Annotated in this window: 11 protein-coding genes and 2 pseudogenes; 3 read left to right on the plus strand and 10 right to left on the minus strand. The window is 62.0% G+C overall.

Going from position 1 to position 17149, the window contains the following annotated elements:
- Positions 1-77: 77 nt before the first annotated feature.
- Together LDO15_RS23005 and LDO15_RS23010 are read right to left on the minus strand one after the other, a co-directional pair.
- The gene (locus LDO15_RS23005; RefSeq protein WP_223987842.1) at positions 78-899 is read right to left on the minus strand and encodes a hypothetical protein; all 822 of its coding nucleotides are present in this window, start codon (positions 897-899) and stop codon (positions 78-80) included.
- Positions 900-1229: 330 nt separating this feature from the next.
- Positions 1230-2396 carry an ATP-binding protein gene (locus LDO15_RS23010; protein ID WP_223987844.1) on the minus strand — a complete coding sequence of 389 codons (1167 nt, stop codon included), beginning with the start codon at positions 2394-2396 and terminating at the stop codon, positions 1230-1232.
- 129 nt (positions 2397-2525) lie between these two features.
- Between LDO15_RS23010 and LDO15_RS23015 the strand changes: the two genes are divergently transcribed.
- Complete coding sequence (locus LDO15_RS23015; RefSeq protein WP_223987846.1) at positions 2526-6170, plus strand: hypothetical protein; 3645 nt, start codon at positions 2526-2528, stop codon at positions 6168-6170.
- Positions 6171-6353: 183 nt separating this feature from the next.
- Here the strand turns inward: LDO15_RS23015 and LDO15_RS23020 are convergent, their stop codons facing one another.
- Genes LDO15_RS23020 through mobC form a run of 3 tightly spaced genes read right to left on the minus strand, consistent with a single transcriptional unit; the run spans position 6354 to position 9123 of the window.
- Positions 6354-7112, minus strand: coding sequence for a hypothetical protein (locus tag LDO15_RS23020; protein WP_223987848.1), 759 nt, complete (start codon positions 7110-7112; stop codon positions 6354-6356).
- Between the two features lie 9 nt (positions 7113-7121).
- Positions 7122-8720, minus strand: a complete 1599-nt coding sequence (locus LDO15_RS23025) for a relaxase/mobilization nuclease domain-containing protein (RefSeq protein ID WP_223987850.1) — start codon at positions 8718-8720, stop codon at positions 7122-7124.
- 7 nt (positions 8721-8727) lie between these two features.
- On the minus strand, positions 8728-9123 hold the full coding sequence (gene mobC / locus LDO15_RS23030) for a plasmid mobilization relaxosome protein MobC (protein WP_223987852.1): 396 nt from the start codon (positions 9121-9123) through the stop codon (positions 8728-8730).
- Positions 9124-9329: 206 nt separating this feature from the next.
- Here mobC and LDO15_RS23035 point away from each other — a divergent pair, with 206 nt between their 5' ends.
- A complete protein-coding gene (locus tag LDO15_RS23035; protein ID WP_223987854.1) occupies positions 9330-9647 on the plus strand; it encodes a hypothetical protein in 318 nt (105 codons plus the stop codon).
- Between the two features lie 227 nt (positions 9648-9874).
- Here LDO15_RS23035 and LDO15_RS23040 read toward each other — a convergent pair whose 3' ends face one another.
- From LDO15_RS23040 to LDO15_RS23455, 5 genes and pseudogenes are all read right to left on the minus strand, one after another.
- Entirely contained in the window at positions 9875-10252 is a 378-nt protein-coding gene (locus LDO15_RS23040; protein WP_223987857.1) for an SOS response-associated peptidase family protein, read from the minus strand.
- Between the two features lie 1369 nt (positions 10253-11621).
- Positions 11622-12788: pseudogene (locus LDO15_RS23055) on the minus strand (IS110 family transposase); the annotation flags it as partial.
- A 415-nt stretch (positions 12789-13203) separates the two neighbouring features.
- A pseudogene (locus tag LDO15_RS23060) lies at positions 13204-13518 on the minus strand (recombinase family protein); the annotation flags it as partial.
- A 320-nt stretch (positions 13519-13838) separates the two neighbouring features.
- Positions 13839-14687 carry an MFS transporter gene (locus LDO15_RS23065; protein ID WP_346656012.1) on the minus strand — a complete coding sequence of 283 codons (849 nt, stop codon included), beginning with the start codon at positions 14685-14687 and terminating at the stop codon, positions 13839-13841.
- Positions 14688-15004: 317 nt separating this feature from the next.
- Complete coding sequence (locus tag LDO15_RS23455; protein WP_263428412.1) at positions 15005-15130, minus strand: hypothetical protein; 126 nt, start codon at positions 15128-15130, stop codon at positions 15005-15007.
- A gap of 1125 nt (positions 15131-16255) precedes the next feature.
- Here LDO15_RS23455 and LDO15_RS23070 point away from each other — a divergent pair.
- A complete protein-coding gene (locus tag LDO15_RS23070; protein WP_223987859.1) occupies positions 16256-16531 on the plus strand; it encodes a hypothetical protein in 276 nt (91 codons plus the stop codon).
- The last annotated feature ends 618 nt before the right edge of the window (positions 16532-17149 follow it).

Consider the following 17149-nt stretch of genomic DNA (forward strand, 5'->3'; position numbering starts at 1 on the left):
TTGTTTGCTTAAATCTTCAACTTAATCCGCCGTTTTGAGCTTACCCGGCTGAAGTCTGCTGGTGTGTCCGCTACTTGCTAGACCTCCCCCGTGTCAGCAGAGGAGTACTCCTCGATCCCTGGATCCATGGCTTCGGCAAGGTCGGCAATAGCGTCGATATCGTCGCCTTCTCGGTATATTACGGATCCCGCACCACCTGGTGTGTGAACGGTCATAGTCACTAAGTTTGCCGGCACGCCTATGTGGCGGATCTGGTAGGTCGGTTGCGTTTCGCCTAGCCAGGTCCAACGTACGAGCGTAGGAATTCCAACATCGAACTCGAGGGCGTTCCGAGGCTGGAGAAAGCCTCTGCCGTGTTCCTCGCAATCCTCTGGGCGGACCTCTCCACGGCTATGTGTTTCGGCGCCAATGACGATCCAGCGGGCCGGTCCCATCTCATAGCCGGGCATCCAGAACAAGGATGGCAACATGATGAACGAACTTGGCGCTGTGTGCAGGAGGTCAAGGTGAAGGCTTGGGGGCTCAACACCCGAACCCTCGATGAGTTGAACTGCGAGCATCACCATTCCAGATTTCGACCAGCGACGCACAGTACGACTACTCGGCGCCTCCCTGATTGGTAGTCCCATGCGTTCCGCCCACGTCAGCGCAAACTCGTTTAGCCTGTCCTCGACGTTGGAGGCACTGCGGTCTAGTCCGATATGAGCAAAAGCGGCCGCAACATCCCTTGACTTATTCCGGCGTCTGATACCGACGAGCGCATGGAAGGCCTGCTCCGGGCTGCCGTGTCCGAGGATGCGTGTGACCTGTGGCGTGTGGGCAAGTGATTCCACACTGATGCCAGACTCCGCATCTGCGAATGACTCGAGTTCGCCGATAATGTCGTCCCGCATAGTCATGTCTGCTCCTGGATGTCCATTTGTTGTCACGACACAATCGTGCTCCCCGGACAGCATAGAAGGACGGCAAGGACTACAGGCTAAGGAGGCTGGCTATGGGCTCGAAAGGCGGGCGTCCTACGGCAAGGGCACAAAGCGCGCTATGGCAGGTCGTCGACCGAGCAGTTCATGGAGGTTGGGGGACGACTACTCGGCTCGGGTTGCTGCTGGTCATCGTCATCGCAGCTGGGGCGGGAGGCGGTGGCGCTGCTGTTCAGGGTGCAATTCAAATCATTGGGGAGTTGGGATCGGTCTTGGGCCAGGGCCAGTGATGCTGAGTTGGTGCGGAGGTCAATGGGGCTGGCGTTTGATAAAGGCCGCCATTCCTGGAACCGTGAATGCAATGACCCCATGCTCCGGAGCGTAGACGAGACCCTTTGCGATCAGGTTCGCTCGAATTGGACCGAAGCTGGCAGGGCCTCGTCCTAGTCTTGATGCAATTTCACCGGATGAACTGCCGTTGTCGCCGTCTTCGGCCATGGCCCTGAGGTAGTTCTGTTCGGCTCTGGTCGCCCTGTCCCAGCGTGCTCGAAAGAAGCCGCTATCGAGAGCCGCCCGACCGTTGGCAGCGCCGACTCGCGCATCGTCGTAGGTGATTCTGTCGCCGGTGGCGGCGTTCCACGTGTCCTGTCCGAATTGCTGCAGGAAGTACGGGTAGCCGGCGCTCTCGTCAACGATCAATTCCACGGCTGGGTCGTCCCACTCGACTCCGTCTTCGCTTGCTGGTTTGGTTAAGGCTTCGGATGCGACAGTTCCTCGCAGTTCCTCGATCTTTTCGTAGTTGAATCGTTCCGCATAGGACTTCGCCTCGGCGAGAACTCTCGGCAGACTCGGAAGGCCGGCAAACGCGAAAAGGACACGCCAGTCATCTTGTGCCGCGGCGTGGGCGATTGCGCACAGGGCCACCAATTCAGCCTGATCAAGGTCTTGGGCCTCATCAATCAAGATGGCCAAGCCCACATTCTCCTCTTCCGCCGCTAAGGCTAGGTCGTGAACGAGCTTCCGGAGGTCGGTTTCGAGGACGCCGGTGTCTGCTCCCCCACCGGACGCCCCGGCCAGGTCCAATCCGAAGTTCCATGTTCCGCTCTGGTCATAGGACGCTTTGAAGCTGACGGCCGTCTTTAAGGCTTTGAGCAGTCGCCGCCCGGCCGAAGGACGTGCCAGATCGGCAAGAGGGCCATGAAGGGCCTCTCCTAACGCCTCACGTAGTGACTTGCCAGCGCCCGCTTCTACCTGCGCGACCAGCCAGTCTCGTTCAGCGGCTGCTCGGCGGAAGTCTGAAAGCAACACCGTCTTCCCGACTCCCCTCAAACCGTAGAGTACGAACGGCTGGGCGGTCCTGCCAGCCTCAACTCGTTCGATGGCGACCTGCCAGTCCCGCCGAGGCTGGTCGCGGCCAACAAGGGCCGCGGGCTTCCGCCCTGCCCCCGGCGAATAGGGATTGGATACGGGGTCCATGCGCCTCACCTCTAGGAAGATCTACTGAAGTATAAGAAAGTATAGCGAAATGCTAGATATCAGTAGATATTGTTAGCATCAAGATCGGACGACAATAGTCGCATATCCGAATGAGAGGGGACAGCTCGGATGGAGCCGATAGCCACTGGTGCTGTTCTGACCACGTTGGGGAAACTCGGCGCTGGCGCAGCTTCTGCACCCATCAGAAACCTCCTGAACAAGCGGCTCCTCAGGCTTCGGGTGGCCTTCGCGTCAGCCCGAAGTGCCGAAAAAGTGCGTATAAAGATCAGTCCGTGGGCTATCCGGGGCTGGCTTGGGCGGGATGACGTCCAAAGCCAACTTTCTGCCGGAACGAGCGCAGCGGTTGACTCGGCCATCCAGAATCTGGCGTGGCGGCTCGCGGGCGATGAAGACAAGCGGCAGACAGATGCAGCGGCCTTGCTCGGACTGGTTCTCGACGAGTATCTAAGGGCCCACGCGCCTGGGGACGCCAACGTTCTGGCTAACGGCTGGACTCAGTCGAAGATCGAGTCTGAGGGCAAACAGAACCGAAATGCGCTGCAGGATCAAACGAGCCTCCTTCTTGATGCATTCAAGGGGCAGGACAGGTTAGAAGGCGATCTTGCCAAATTGCACCCGTGGCGACGCCAAAAGGCCCAAGAACTGGCCCAAACATGGCCGGCGTTTCGCCCATTCCTACACACCCTGTGCAGCACTGATTCTCCAGGCAACGTCTTGGAGCAATGGGCCACAGATCACCCACACCACTTCGATGAGGCGCCGGCCGAAGCTTGGTGCTGGTTCGGGCTGGTTGCCAACGACTACGGCAAGCATGAAGCGTCCCACACGTTCATCACTCAAGGTATCGAGGTCGGCGCAGCCCCCTCCAACTACTGGTGGGCTCGAACAGCCTTGAATTTTGTCGGAGAAAACGGTGACCACCAGCGGTCCAGGGAAGCCATCGAGCGCTCAGAACCGAGACACCCCATGGGACTGGCCCTGAAACTGATGTTGGACGAAGAATATGCGGCCGCCGAGGGCGCGTTGCACCGATGGGAGCCAACCGACACCAATGACAGCATGATTCGCAAGCTGCTATTGAGTCAGTGCGCGGCGGCGCAGGAAGACCTCAACAGGGCGATTTCCATAGCACTTGAGGCTTGCTCGGGTAATTCAGAGGCAAGTGGCCCCATGCTGCGGGCAGCCGAGATGCTGCTCAGCCGTGGCCTCTACGGCGTCAGCGACAATCCACTCGCTGACTTTGCCGAAGCGCACAGAATGGCAGTTAGGGCCCGAGACGGGCGAAGGACATGGAGGGGCGACAGCGTTACCCCCATTCTTGTGGCAGTCAAAGCGTCAGTTCTGGGCAACGAAATTGACCAAGCATGGCGCCACACCCAAGGCCCCCCGGATGGTGCAGCCACAGCCGAGGAAGCCCGAGACCCCCGGCTGCGGCGGGAAACAGCGATCCTAGCCGCCTGCATGAGCAATTTTGACCTCGCACTCAAAATCGCAGGGGGCATCGACGACCCCTACACAACCGCCTGGGTCAAGGCCTTCTCAGCACATGGCGGAGGCGACGATAAATCGGCAGAGTCAGCATGGATGGAAGCCTGGGACCTGGCCTCCGACGATTTCGAACGCCTCCAGGCCGCCAACGCTCTAGCACCCATAGGCGGGTCCATGCCCGACCTATCTGATCTCGCAGCGCGTCATCCTCACGCCGTGGAGAGGATAAACACCATTCACCGGGTCATGTCCGCACCTGGGGATCGAATCACGATCCTTCGCGCCAGAGCCCACGAGGCAGAAATACTGACCGTGCTCCTAGCCGAGCAGCTCTCAGCTGTTGGCCAGCACTCTGAAGCAGCCAAGACCCTCGAGGCTGGAGCAGAGCGGTGGCACAGTCCCCTCTTGGAGAAAATGGCAGCGGGCAAATACCTCCACGCTGGCGACTACGCCCAGGCGGTAGCAGCAACACAGTCAGCTTTGTCAATGGCAGGAGCCAGCTGGGACAGTGAACTAGACGTACTCCGCCTCCGCCTCGATGCCTTGGAAGCCCAAGGCCTCCACGATGAGTCGCTACGGACCGTTCGGCGCATGATCATGCTTGCCCCGGATAACCACGCCGTGAGATGGGCTCTCGTTCACTGTCTCATCCGGAGTGGAGACGGCGCTGGAGCATGGTCCGCCCTCACTGGCCCGGGCGAACCCATCCAGCCTCGCGACCTTCAAGACGCACGAGTTTGGATCTCGCTGGCATCAGCACACGACAGAAGCCCTCGGTTCGTGAATCGATCGCTGGAGATTATGCGACAGTTTCCAGAGGATGCGGACTTCCTCGGCGCCGTCCTCGCCCAAATCTATTTCGGGCTTTCCAGCAAAGAAACAGAAGTTACCGAGACTGACCTCAAGGCCTTGCACGCCGCAACAGCCAGCTTTACGGAAGCGAACCCGAAAAGCACAGTCTTTCGAGCCATTCCCGTCGGTCCTGCTGACAACCCACTCTCAGCCCTCGAACAGGAGTTCAGAGACCGAAGAGGCAGCAGAGAGCTCGCGGAACTCGAACAGCAAATCCGCGACGGAGAAATCCCGCTTGGATTCGCAACCGAAGTAACCGGGCGTAGCTATGCAGAACTTGCACTCCAACGCGGATCCGGCCTTGTCTACAGTCATAGTCCAACACAGGCCGAGGCCGGCAGTAGCGCAATTGATGGAGCCCTTGGCCGCCCTGTCGCCATCGACACTACTGCGGCCGTGTCCTTGTCCTTACTGGACCCCCAAATTGCAGACCAGCTCACTGGTGTCTTCGCAATGCTGGAAAGCACCGACGCTGCCTTCTGCGATGCCCAAAGAGCCGAACAAATGCTCAACCTACGGACAACAATGTCAGCAAATTGGGACGAGGAAGAGCAGCGAGTCGTCCCCTCCGTAATCAGCGAAGAAGCAGCAACCAAGGCAGCCGAAAGCGCCACCAGAACAGTTAAGGCCCTCCGGGCTTGCAACCGACGCAACTGGGTGCCCCGACAACTGACGGATTTGGAGATGAGTGGTGTATGGCTGAACACCCTCGATTACGCCATCAGCTCGCAAACTCCGTTCTGGAGCGATGACCGGCTGCTTCGGCTTCTCGCTGCAGAATACGGGCTTCCATCCTTTGGAACCGTCGACCTCATCCGCGCGCTGGTTCGCAAGAGACGGATACCACTGGAGCTGAGCCAAGTTGCAGAGGCAACCCTGCTGGCCAACTTCCACGTTGACCTCGGATTCAATCTGAAGGTGATGCGCCTGGCCGCTGACCTTACCGGTTGGAAGGGAGCAGGGGCAGCCGCAGCGCTGGCCCGCCCCCTCACCTGGGAGACACCGCGCTCAGTCGTAGATTTCCTGCACGAAGCGCTGGCCAAGGTCGCCCACACTTCACCCGAGTTGGTACAAGCGTGGGTCCAGAACACCGCAGCCGGAGTCCTAAACATCGTGACAGATTCCGTCCCCGCATCACTGAACCTGAGGCTGCTGCTCAGAGAGATGTTTACACAGCCATGGATGCGGCCCGACACTCTGCCCTTTGTCCTCCGGGCGATGCGTGCGGCCAAAAAGGACTCCACGTTGGCCGTCGAAGATCCATTACAGCCTGTGCTGATGGGGATGCATCAGAAATTCCTTGAAGATAACGGGTCGGCTGCGGCCGCGGAGTTACTCATGATGTGGGTACGCCGCCTTGACGCTAGCGATCGTCAGGCGGCAGCACGGATCATCCTCACGAGTACTGATTAATAGAGGCATCCATCGGCAGGTACAGTCAGCGGCCGGAAGAAGAAGGGGTGCCGTTCGCTGCCCTGTCTCTCGACGATTCCAGGAACCTGGGCAGCGCTCCGTTTTCGTGCTCGTCACCGCTCGACCTATTGGCCGAGCACGCCCAAATCGTCATCGATGGATTGCTATAGCCGAACTGGCGTTTTAGCGCTCTAGTCCGCCCCGTTCCATCGCCTTTCCTTTGCCACCCTGCTTGGCCATCTTCGACGTTTTGGCAAGCGACGGCCTTTGCGCAACTGCGGCTGTGGCCGGCGCTCCTTGGTGCTTGTCAGCCAGGAGGCGGGAGTTTACTGCTTCGCGATCGCCTTTGCCTTCGAGGCTTTCTGCAAGTTGCTGGCGCCGTTCGGGTGAATCGTAGGCCGTTGCGTCCTGGCCCTTCTGCGCTGCGGTGTCCTGACTGTTGGCCCCTGCCACAGCGGCTCCTGCCACCACTTCATCCGTACGTGCAGTTGAGGCTTTGGTCCGTTCATTTTCGGCTTCAGTGAGTGCTTGCTGTGCCCGAGTGAGGGCTGCGGAAACGGACGCTTCGTCGGCTCCTGTGTTGTCCACGTCGATGCCGTAGCGTGACTGCACTTGGTTCCGGATGTGTTCCGATGCCTGAAGGGCTTCGGGGGCGTAGGCCTTCCATGCCGTCGCGGTTTCGTGAACCCGTTCGATCATTTCGGGGGTGGCTTTGTCCCACCAGTCCTCGCGACGGACAGGCGCCAGCTGGGCCCGGGCGGCAGCGCGCTGGGCGTCGAAGCGACCCTTCAGCTCGCGGGCTCGTTGTTCCTCTGCTGCGGCGATGTTGCGCTGTTCCTGTTCGTGCATTCTGGCCAGCTGTTCGCCGATGCGGCTGGCGACCATCAGCCCGGTACGCATCGCGCCGTCCACTGCATCTTCCATTCCGTCTGCTTCGCTCATGCTCTTCCCCTATCGCTCGATGCCTGGATTGTTCTGCCGGCGGGTCTCTTCGGTCCGTGACTGGGTTCCCTGCAGCTGCGCTGCGTCCGGTTTGGTCAGAACGGGAGGCAGCGGTGAGCCGCCCCGTGACCGTTCAGCGATGAGCCGTGCCCGCAGGGCTTCTTCGCTTGCTTCCGGGTGCTGCTCACGGAGTGCGTCTATCGTCATGGGAGGCGCCGTGATGGTCTGGGCTGTGGCGCTGGCTTCGACGATCTTGCTGGCGGCGGTGACGGCCACGCCGAGGCCCCGGACGCGGCGGAGGTCATCGGTGGCTTTGTGCATGTCGTGGATGGCGCGGGCAGTCTGGGCGAGCTGCCGGAACATCAGCGCGTAGGCGGCACGGTCGCTCTTGGACGTCGCCGCCAGGAGGATCATGGTCGCGCCGCGTGCCGACGGCAAGGCAACTGTCGGCCGTGACGGGTAGCGGCGGAGCTGGGCTGATTTGGACAGCTCCCGCGCGGCGTCCGCCAGCGGTCCGGGCGTCGGTTCGATGCGCCTGGACCAGGCACCAAACGCAGCCGACGTTTCCCGAGCTGCCTGTGCCCAGGCCGCGTGGTCACGGTACGGTGTGGTGGCCAGTTTCTCGCGCAGGGCGCTGACGTCGTTGGCATACTTACTCCACAGCTCGGCCGATGGCTGCAGCGTTTCCCGGCCAGGGTTTACCGGTCTGCGGTTGCGTGCCGCTGCATTCCATTCCGCAACAGCGCACTCCGCTGACTCCGGGGTGCTCTCCCACTCAGCCCGAAGCTTGGGCAATGCCAGATCACGTCCCAAAGAGTTGCCGCCGAACCACACGGCACGCTCTCCCTTGCGGGGGCGTTCGGCAACGGAGTAGCCGGTCACGACGTCCGTACGGCCGGCGGCGTACCGGGGGCGGACGAGAACACCCTCCAGGCGCGCGCGGCGGACGAACTCAGCTTCATCAATTGATGCTGCTGCGCAGGTACGGACCTGGCGGGCGAGGCTGTGGCGCTCCACCTCGGGCAGTCCCTGGCGGATGGCCTTCGCCTGTTCCGCGGGAGTGAACCCACGCTCCGCGCGGACCGCGTCGAGCACGACGAGCCCGTACTTCTTCTCGAGGGTTCGGGCGACCTGTTGAGACTTGTATTTGCTCTTCCAGTTGTTCCATTTGGTGCCGTCGTCGCGGACCATGGACGCCACGACGTGGATGTGGTCGTTGCCGTTCTTGCTCAGTCCGTGGCGGACGGCAACCCACCGGGCGGGGGCTTTTCCGCCGTCCTCGGTGAAGTCCATGTCCTTCATGAAGTCGTTCGCGATGCCACCCCACTGGGCGTCGGTGAGCTGGCCTTCTTCTGCGGCCAGGCTCAGTGAGCAGTGGAAGACGTGTCCGCCGTCCACCTCTGTCTTGTAGAACTGGTGTGCGCGTTCGAGTGCGTTGGCGATGTCCAGGGCAGCGTCGCGGTTCAGTTCGTTGTCGTCGTGCCAGGCCATGAGTGCGGAGTCGCCGGCTACAAGGTGCGGTTCCTCGTGCTCGTTGGCGCGTCCCGGGCCCGCGAGGTACATCATCAGGCCCGCCATGCGGTCGCCCTGGGTGATGTTCGGAATCACGGAGAAACTACCGGCCGGCCATGTCGGCGAGCTGCCGGTCGATACGGATGATGACGCTCTTCGCGTGGGCGATCGTTGCCGCCGTTTCCGGTGGCACCTCCCCGGTGGAGTTGGCGTGCCGGGCGATCTGGTTGATGTTGTTGGCGACGCTGCCGACGAGGCGCTCCAGGTTGGACAGCTGCATGAACTGGTCGCGTCGTTCCGAGGGGCTTTCGCTGTCCTCATTGAGCGCCGCTTCGATCAGAAGTCTCGGGATCGTGACGCGGTGCATCTCCGCGAGGGCGAGTAGCTGGGCTTCCTCTTCGGGGCTGACCTTGACATCGTGACGGTGCATTCTGCCGCCGTCGACATTGGCGCGGCGGCGGCGGGACTTCCAACCGGCGAAGCCGTTGCCTTCACTCACTTGTCCCGCCCTTCGTTTCTGCCAGCGCAGCGACCCGCAAAACTCCGGGACCAGACTTCAGTCTGCCGCCATCGGAACGCAGTTCTCGGTAGCGACACGAACTTAGCCCGGCTAAGTTCCCAGCTTGCTCCGCGACCTATCGGGATCGCCGTCCGCGTCGGTGTGCCTTCCACGGCCACATGTGGGCGGCGGTTAGGGTGGATGGCATGGCGAACCTCGACATTGAACAGACACGTAACCAGGCCCGCGCGCTGCTGGACTCGCGCATCGAATCCGTCACCGCGCTGGTCAAGGCCCGGCAGCGGGTCGCTGACCTCAAGGAACAACTCGCCGAAGCCGAACGCGACGACAAACGCACCTACATCCGGGCCAGCAAAGACGGGTGGAGCACCGAGGAACTGAAGAAACTCGGACTCGAACCCGGAGCCGTCTCCCGCCGGCGGAAATCCCCGGCCACGACCGCCGAACAGGCCTCCACTCCCCCGCACGATGCCGTCCTGACCACCCAGGCCACCCCGTCCTAACCAGCTACCGGGTCCTTCCCCATGGTCCACGCCCTGGGCACCCGGCACACCAGACGTGAGGGGTCAGCTTTCTTCAGCCAAGGACCACAAAGAAACACCCGCAAGCGGGTGCACCGCACCACCTGAACGACCGTCACCTTTACCGGGGCGACCGTTCCCGATTCCTATGTTTGCCTGGTTCCGCTGCCGCTTCGCAGGGCCGCCGTCGGCGGCTCGGGAGGGGTGGGTCAGGTGGCCGGGTCGATGAGTTCGGGGCCGTTGTTGCGGACGCTGTTTACCCGGTCGGTGACCACCGTCGGTGTCAGGGCCGGTTCGGGAATGCCGTCCAGGATCTTTTGCACTTCCGTCTTCTCGGTGGTGCCGGGGTTGAGCCAGTCATGGAACATCTCCGGCGGGACAATGACAGGTGCCCGGTCGTGGACGTGGCCCATCGAGTCGTGGGCCGTGGTGGTCAGCACGGTGCAGCTGAGCAGCCACCGGTGCGGGTCATCCACCGGCAGGGGCGGGTCGGGCCAAAACTCATAGAGCCCGGCGAAGGCCAGCAGCTCGTTCTTCTCGGAGTGGAGGTAATGGGGGATCTTTTTCCCGTCCGGGGTTTTTCCCATTCGTAATATCCCTCGGCGGGACTATCCGGCATCCCCTGAGCACACTCTTCAACGTCTTGAAGAGTGCCCCCAGACGCTCTCGGTGCCGTTGAAGCCGGTCGTATCTGGTACCCGTCTTCAACAAGAGGAAACGAATTCCGGCGTGTCGGTAGGGCTTCAGCCATCTTGAGGTGGGTGCTGTGTGGCAACTGCTTCCGAGGATGCCTGCAATGGTCAGAGTCCAGCGTATTCAGATTGACGGCTTCGACGATTCTTGAACCGTGCTCGGCGATAATCATTTGCCTGTTGTGCCGGTCGAAATGTTCCTGGAGCACCTTCGGCAAACGGGAACATCACCGAACACCGTGAAGTCTTACTCACGGGCGCTGGAACTGTGGTGGCGGTTCCTGGCCCTCCGCGGCCGAACGTGGGAGTCCTTCGCGCTGGAAGATCTGACAGGTTTCCTCGCATGGCTACGGAACGGCCTGCCCCCGGGTGTGGCAGCGCTGGGGGAAATCCCTGCCCTGGTCTCAGATGCCACGCCGGCGATCCGGTTGCAGGGCGTGCGGTCGTTCTACGTCTTCCACCAGTGGCGCGGAGTCGAAGTTCCCGTTTGGCTCTTCAGTGGAAGACCGGCGCGTGCGCCATACACGCCGTTCCTCGGGCATCTCACCCGGAACCAGCCACATCAGGCGGTGACTGTACGCGTGGGCCGCGGGCGGAGATCGGCACCGACCCTGACGCCAACCCAAATCCAGCTGGGGGGTGGAAGGACGTCTATGCGGGGAACGTGCTGCAGCGCCGGGTCGATCCGGTGGGAAACACCACGGATTACGAGTACGACATCCAGCTGCGGTTGATCGCCACCCACGGACCCGACGGCGTCCGCAACGCTCTGGCCTACACACCCGGCGGGGACGTGAAATCCTTCCAAGGCACCACGCCGATGGTCCGTTCGGAATACAACACCGCGCACCTGCCCACCACCACGACCAACGCCCGCGGCTACAGCAGCACACAGGCCTACGACGCGGCGAACAACCTCACCCAGCTGACCAGGCCCAACCCTGCAGGCGGAAGCATCACAGCGTCCCTCGCCTACGACGCGATGGGCAACAGCACCTCGGCGACCGACCCGTTAGGAAACACCGGCACCTTCGAATACAGCGCGGACGGGGACCCCACCAAGTCCACGTCCCCGCTGGGCTCGGTGACATCTATGGGGTACGACACCGCCGGCCGGGTCACCAGCGTGGTGCCCCCGCGGGGCAACGCTCCCAGCGCGGACCCGACCCAGTTCGCCTGGCGGTACGAGTACGACGCGCTCGGCCGCACGGTAAGGTCCACCACCCCCGCAGGCCAGTACGAAACCCGGGGTGTAGGTGGTGCCGTCGCGGAGCATGGCCCAGAGGACGTTGAGGCGTCGCCGGGCGAGGGAGAGCAGGGCCTGGATGCGGGTTTTGCCCTCGGTGCGTTTTCGGTCGTAGTAGATCCGGGAGGCGGGGCAGCTTTTCAGGGCCGAGAGCCCGGAGAGATAGAAGACGCGCAGGAGCCGGCGGTCGTAGCGGCGGGGTCGGTGGTGGGTGCCGGTGATGCGGCCGGAGTCCCTGGGTGCGGGGGCGAGTCCGGCGACGCCGGCGAACCGGTCCGCGGTTTCAAAAACCGTGAGGTCACCTCCGGTGGCGCCGAGAAACTCGGCGGCGAGGACGGGTCCGAAACCGGGCATGCTCAGCAGCACCTGCGCGTGCCGGTGTTCGGTGACCTTCTCGCCGATCAGCGCATCCAATTCGGCCAGTTCCTCATTCAGGGCGAGGATTTCCCGTGCGAGGGCGGCGACGATCAGCTCACCAACATGCTGGGCGGGAACGGTCGTGTGCTGGGATTTCGCAGCATCCACGGCGGCTTGTGCGACCGCCGCGGACGAACGGGTCCCTTGTTTCTTCAGCCACGCGTGCAGCCTGGCCTGCCCGGTCCGGCGGATCCCGTCCGGAGTCCGGTGTTTGGTCAGCAGCAGCAGCGCGGCTTTGGAACGGCTGTAGTCAAAGGCCCGCTCCAAGGCAGGGAAGTATTCGAGCAGCTGGGCCTGCAGGCGGTCGATCGCCCGGACCCGGTCCGCGGACTTGTCAGCCCGGCGGGCGGTGAGGATCCGCAGCCCGGTGCTGATCTCATCCCCGGCCCTCAGCGGCTGCACATCCCGGCGCATCCTGGTCTGGTCAGCAATGACGGCGGCGTCTTTCGCGTCCGTTTTGCCTTCCCCGCGGTAGAGCTTGGAGGCGTGGTGGACGATACGGCCGGGAATGTAGAGGATGTTCTGGCCGTGGGCGACGACGATGGCGATCAGCAGCGCCGGGCCACCGTGGTTCAGGTCGGTCGCCCAGATGACCTCGTCCCCGTCGGCGAGTTTCAGGACGGCAGCGATGAGCTCGAGCAGGGCCGGTTCGTCGTTTGGGATCTTCTGCGAGAGCAGCCGGTTTCCGTCCGCGTCGATCACGACGCAGTGATGATGGGCTTTGCCGGCGTCGACGCCGGCCCATAGGTGCACCAAAACAGCCTCCAGTCTGTCGGATGCTTGGAACCCAGCAGATAACCGCGCCGTCGTGTCCTTATCCAGCGATCATGTCGCGTCTCTCAATGAGCGGTCGGGTCATCGCGGGGTGGCGGGCGGCCAATCCTACGAAGCCGTCACGACGTGAATCGTCCGGCCACAGCAACAAAGCCATACCCGACTCCCCTGGGTAGCCACGATCCTACAACGGCCACGGAACCACCCGACAACACCATAAGGACAGCAGCAAAAGAGAAAAAGAGCCTGTACAGCCCGAGCGCAGCGAGGTCCGAGAACCCGCCCTCGGCGCGGACTGGGCGAGTCTGGGAAACGAGGGCCTCCGTCACCCGCCGTTCAGGAGGAACTACCTTGTGGTGCTCTCGTGTGCAGCGAGGGCTTGCTGGTGGCGGTAGAGGGTTGCTCGGCTCTAGACGACGAGGCGGGCGGCGTCTTCCGCGGTGCGTCCCTTCGCGCGGGCGTCCCGGGCGATAGCGTGCTTGTCTGCGATGACGATCGGGGCGGACAGCGGCCGGCCGAAGCTGGTGCCATTCTGCTTCGCGGCGGCGAACCCGGCGTTGACCCGTTCGACGATCGGTTCGCGCTCATACTCGGCGAGGGTGGCGCGCATATTCAGCATCAGCCGGCCCGTCGAGGTCGCCGGGTCGATCCCGTCGGCGAAGGATCGGACATGGACCCCGTGGTCGCGCATGAAGGTCTCTGTGTTGAGCACGCCGATCAGCGACGGGGTTGTGGTGGGTGGGCTAGGTTGATTCGACGTGATGCCAGTGGGGCTGCCGGGAGAGTTATCCGGCAATGAAAATCTCTTGGGCGACCCCCACTGGACGCGGAGCGTGGTCAGCTTTCCACGAAAACCGGGACGGGCGTTTCGACGGACTGACGAGCCCATGCCCGGTGAGCGTAGAAGAGGCCAACGCTGATCAGCAGGCACAGGATTGCCGAGTCGGCGTAGAGCGTGAAGAGGCCCGGACGGCCCGTCTGCGGCAAACGCCAGGCCGCCGAAGAATGTGCCCCTAAATGATCCGATGAACGCCATCGTGTTGGTCAGCCCAGAATGGTTCCTCTGGAATGCGGAGCGACGGCGCTGGTGGCCGTTGCGTTGATGAGGTTTTGAGCCGAGTGTCCGTCGATACCCATGAGTGTGACGCAGGCCAGGAAGAAGACAAGGAAAACCGGTTCCAGCAGGATTTTTACCAGCCCGGTGAGGGCGAGAGCGGTACACACGATCCCTACCGTGGCGGACCCGTACTTGTCGGCGGCGTTGGCGGTGAACCAGGACCCGATGACGGCGGCTCCGTTGAGAGTGAAGCCGCAGATCAGGGTCTCGGTGAGGCTGAAGCCAAGGGTCTTCATCGATTCGGCGGGCCAGACGTTCAGGCCGAGCCAGGTTGTCAAGTTGGTGATGGCGGCCAGTCCCACCGGGCCAACAAAAATGTAGCCGCGCCCGGCGAACGGGCCCGTGAATTTCTGCACCCGGGCCAGTTGCATAGCCCGCATTTCTGCCGGCTCGGTGATCCGGCACAGGAGAATGATTGCCAGGATGACGGCGATCATGGCGGTTCCGAGCCAGAACATGGACCGCCAGCCCCAGACGGGCATCAGGAAGATGCCGGCCAGGGCGGCCATAATCCCTTCCATGGGGACTCCGGCCATGGCAATGGTGATGACCAGACTTACCCGGCCTTCCGGGGCGTGGTTCCTGACCAGCGTCATGGAGGTGGTCAGTGCCGCGCCGACGCCGGTCAGCAGGCGCGCGGCTCCGAGGAAATCCGAGCCTACGGCGAAGATGGCCGCGGCCAGTGCCTTCACGCGGGGCCGGCCGGTCCGGCCAGCCAGGGCGGTTCCACCGAGAACGCCGATCAGTGCGCCGGCGTAGATGTCTCCATCAGACAGCGATTCACGTCGGTGCTAAGGCTAACAGCGAAGGAATCGAAATCGTGTTGGGTGGTCATAAATCCATGGCCGCCACCCGAGCATAGCCCGTTCACGGACGTCGTCGGCTGCCGCGGTGCCGGTGTCCTGGAGCGATACAGGGTCCTGGCCGGTGACTTCAAGGATCGAGTGCGGGTTCCCATGGGGTTCCTTGCCTTCTGGGGAGAGTGGAAGGTTTGATGGAGCAGCCGCTGCAATGTTGCCCTCCGGACGGCCCACCGGCGGTCGGCTTGCTGCCCGCTGGGTACCTAGGCTGCGGTCCGGTTCCTGGACAGGCACTATCTGGTCAGCGCGTAAAGGACAACGACGGCGGTGGCTGCCGCGAGCAGTCCCAGCAGCACATACGAGATGACATTGAGCCGGCGGGTGCGCCGCTGCTCTTTCTCGAAGTATCGGTAGTGCATTGAATTTCTTTCCATCATCTCCGCCGTCTCGAAGGATCCCAAGGATCTTGAATACCAAGGATCTTGAATACCAAGGATCTTGGATACCACTCTAAGGTCCGACAAAATGTGTACTAAAATTGATGGTCCTAATGCAGAATAATTGAGTCATAATTCACCGAAACGAAGTTCAAAGTGATGCACATCACTACCATGCCGCGGTGCCTTCGAGGGAATTCTTACTATCTTGATTCAGCGCCTTCGAGGTTCTTCCCCAGTGGAGACGTACCCCCCCCGGAAAGCCCGCCTTCGATTGCCTTGGCCGAAGGCTGGATTTCGTTGTAATCTGACGTTTTGGCTGTTCAGCACCGGGTAACGGTGAAGGGTGCGACTCGGACTGGCACGGCCCGATGCTCCTCGGGGAAATTATGGAATTTCTGACTCGTAAATTACTAAGATGCCTTACTAGCCAGCGTTAATTTTCAAGATGTCTTACTAACCCGTGAATGTCATCTGTGCCGTGCCGAAAGAGGCTTTTTGGGGGTCAAGCCTGGTTGGTCTGTTGCTCCGGTCGGGCGAATTTTCGGGACAGTATTGTAGAATTTAGAGACCGAGCACCAGGGCATGGTGAACGTGGTCTGGAAGCCGCGGTTTCGTATTTTTTTGGCCTGTTTGGGAAGTGCGCCCGAGCTTGAAGAACCGCAGCTTGTCCGCGCCGGAGGCACAGCTCGGGGGCGCACGGCGCCGCCGGCCGCCCGCACGCTTGCAGCGGGACGAAATCCACCACCGAGAGCAGTTTCAAACTGACCCAGGCCCTTAACAAGCCGAAGGAGATAGCTCTATGACCACCAACGCCTCCGACTTCAGGGTCGCTGCCACCCACCATCGCGCTGGAACAGAAGCTTTCGCGCACATATCGAGGGACGAGAGGCGTCATCGAATAACGCGGCTCAAAGCTCCGACGACTTGGCCGGCCTCGCGTGGATCCAGCGGTCCCTGGAAGACCTTGAAGCCACCATCATTGGACTGTCGGAAGCAAGTCACCGCCATTCTGCAGTGTTCGAGGGTCCGACCTCTTTTGCTGTAAGTCAGGCTCCCTAGGTTCGCCGGACCAGCCGGTTGGCCCGACCAGAGCTCTTGTTGACCATGCCGGCCATTTCCTCTCCTCTCCTCCACGCCCGGGCATTCGACGTTTCCACGGTACGTATCAGCGCCCTGAGCGTAGGGAATCTGACCAGGCACGCAGTACCCGATTGTCTCGTCCTGGTCGTTCAAACCCGAAGGGAATGGGACGCTGCCCCGGATGAAGCAGAGGATCTCCTCAAACCGGCGGCGATGACTGAACAGGTCGGCATCCCGGTGACGCGGCTCGCCCCGGACTACTATGAAAAGCGCCTGAACAACAACGTTCCCCGGGCGTGACAATCGAAAAGCGGGGGGACGAGCTGGGATGAGCGGAGCGGTTTCTCCGACGTGCCGAACAGCAGCATGTTTATATGGTCGGGCCCGCTGCCCGCCAGCTACTCGCTGAGCGCCTGGGCAGCGTTCTCCGAGAGGCGGTAATGCCGCTGGCGAGTGCCGCAGCGCACGCGTCAGCCCGACCTAACCATGCCTATCAGCGAAGGGTCAGAAAAGGTGCATCCACAAGGAAACCAGCCGTCACGACGTCGATATTCTGCTTGTCATGAAGAGCACCTTTCCAATGCTTCTTCTCCCTCACTGTCTTCCCGTTCGTACGGACGGCCTTCCATCGGTCATCAACGTGTCGTGTATCAACAACTGCATTGGCGGCAAGGACCCTTCAAATGTAAGTTCTCCAACGGGAAGTCGCCACGACAAATGTCCCCCTCGATCGAGACCGTGGCCCTGCACACGTGAATGGCATGAAATAGCAGGCTCTGGCGGCCACCGCCGCGGCGACAGTCTGGTCCGCCCGGCGCCGTCGGCGGGCCGGCGCCGCAGCGTCGGAGCCCAGCACCCTACTGGTCACGGGCGGGGGATGTTTGAGTCTGGGTGTTGACTGGCCAGGTGGACTTCGTG

The sequence above is a fragment of the Arthrobacter sp. NicSoilB8 genome (genome assembly GCF_019977355.1).
Classification (GTDB): Bacteria; Actinomycetota; Actinomycetes; order Actinomycetales; family Micrococcaceae; genus Arthrobacter.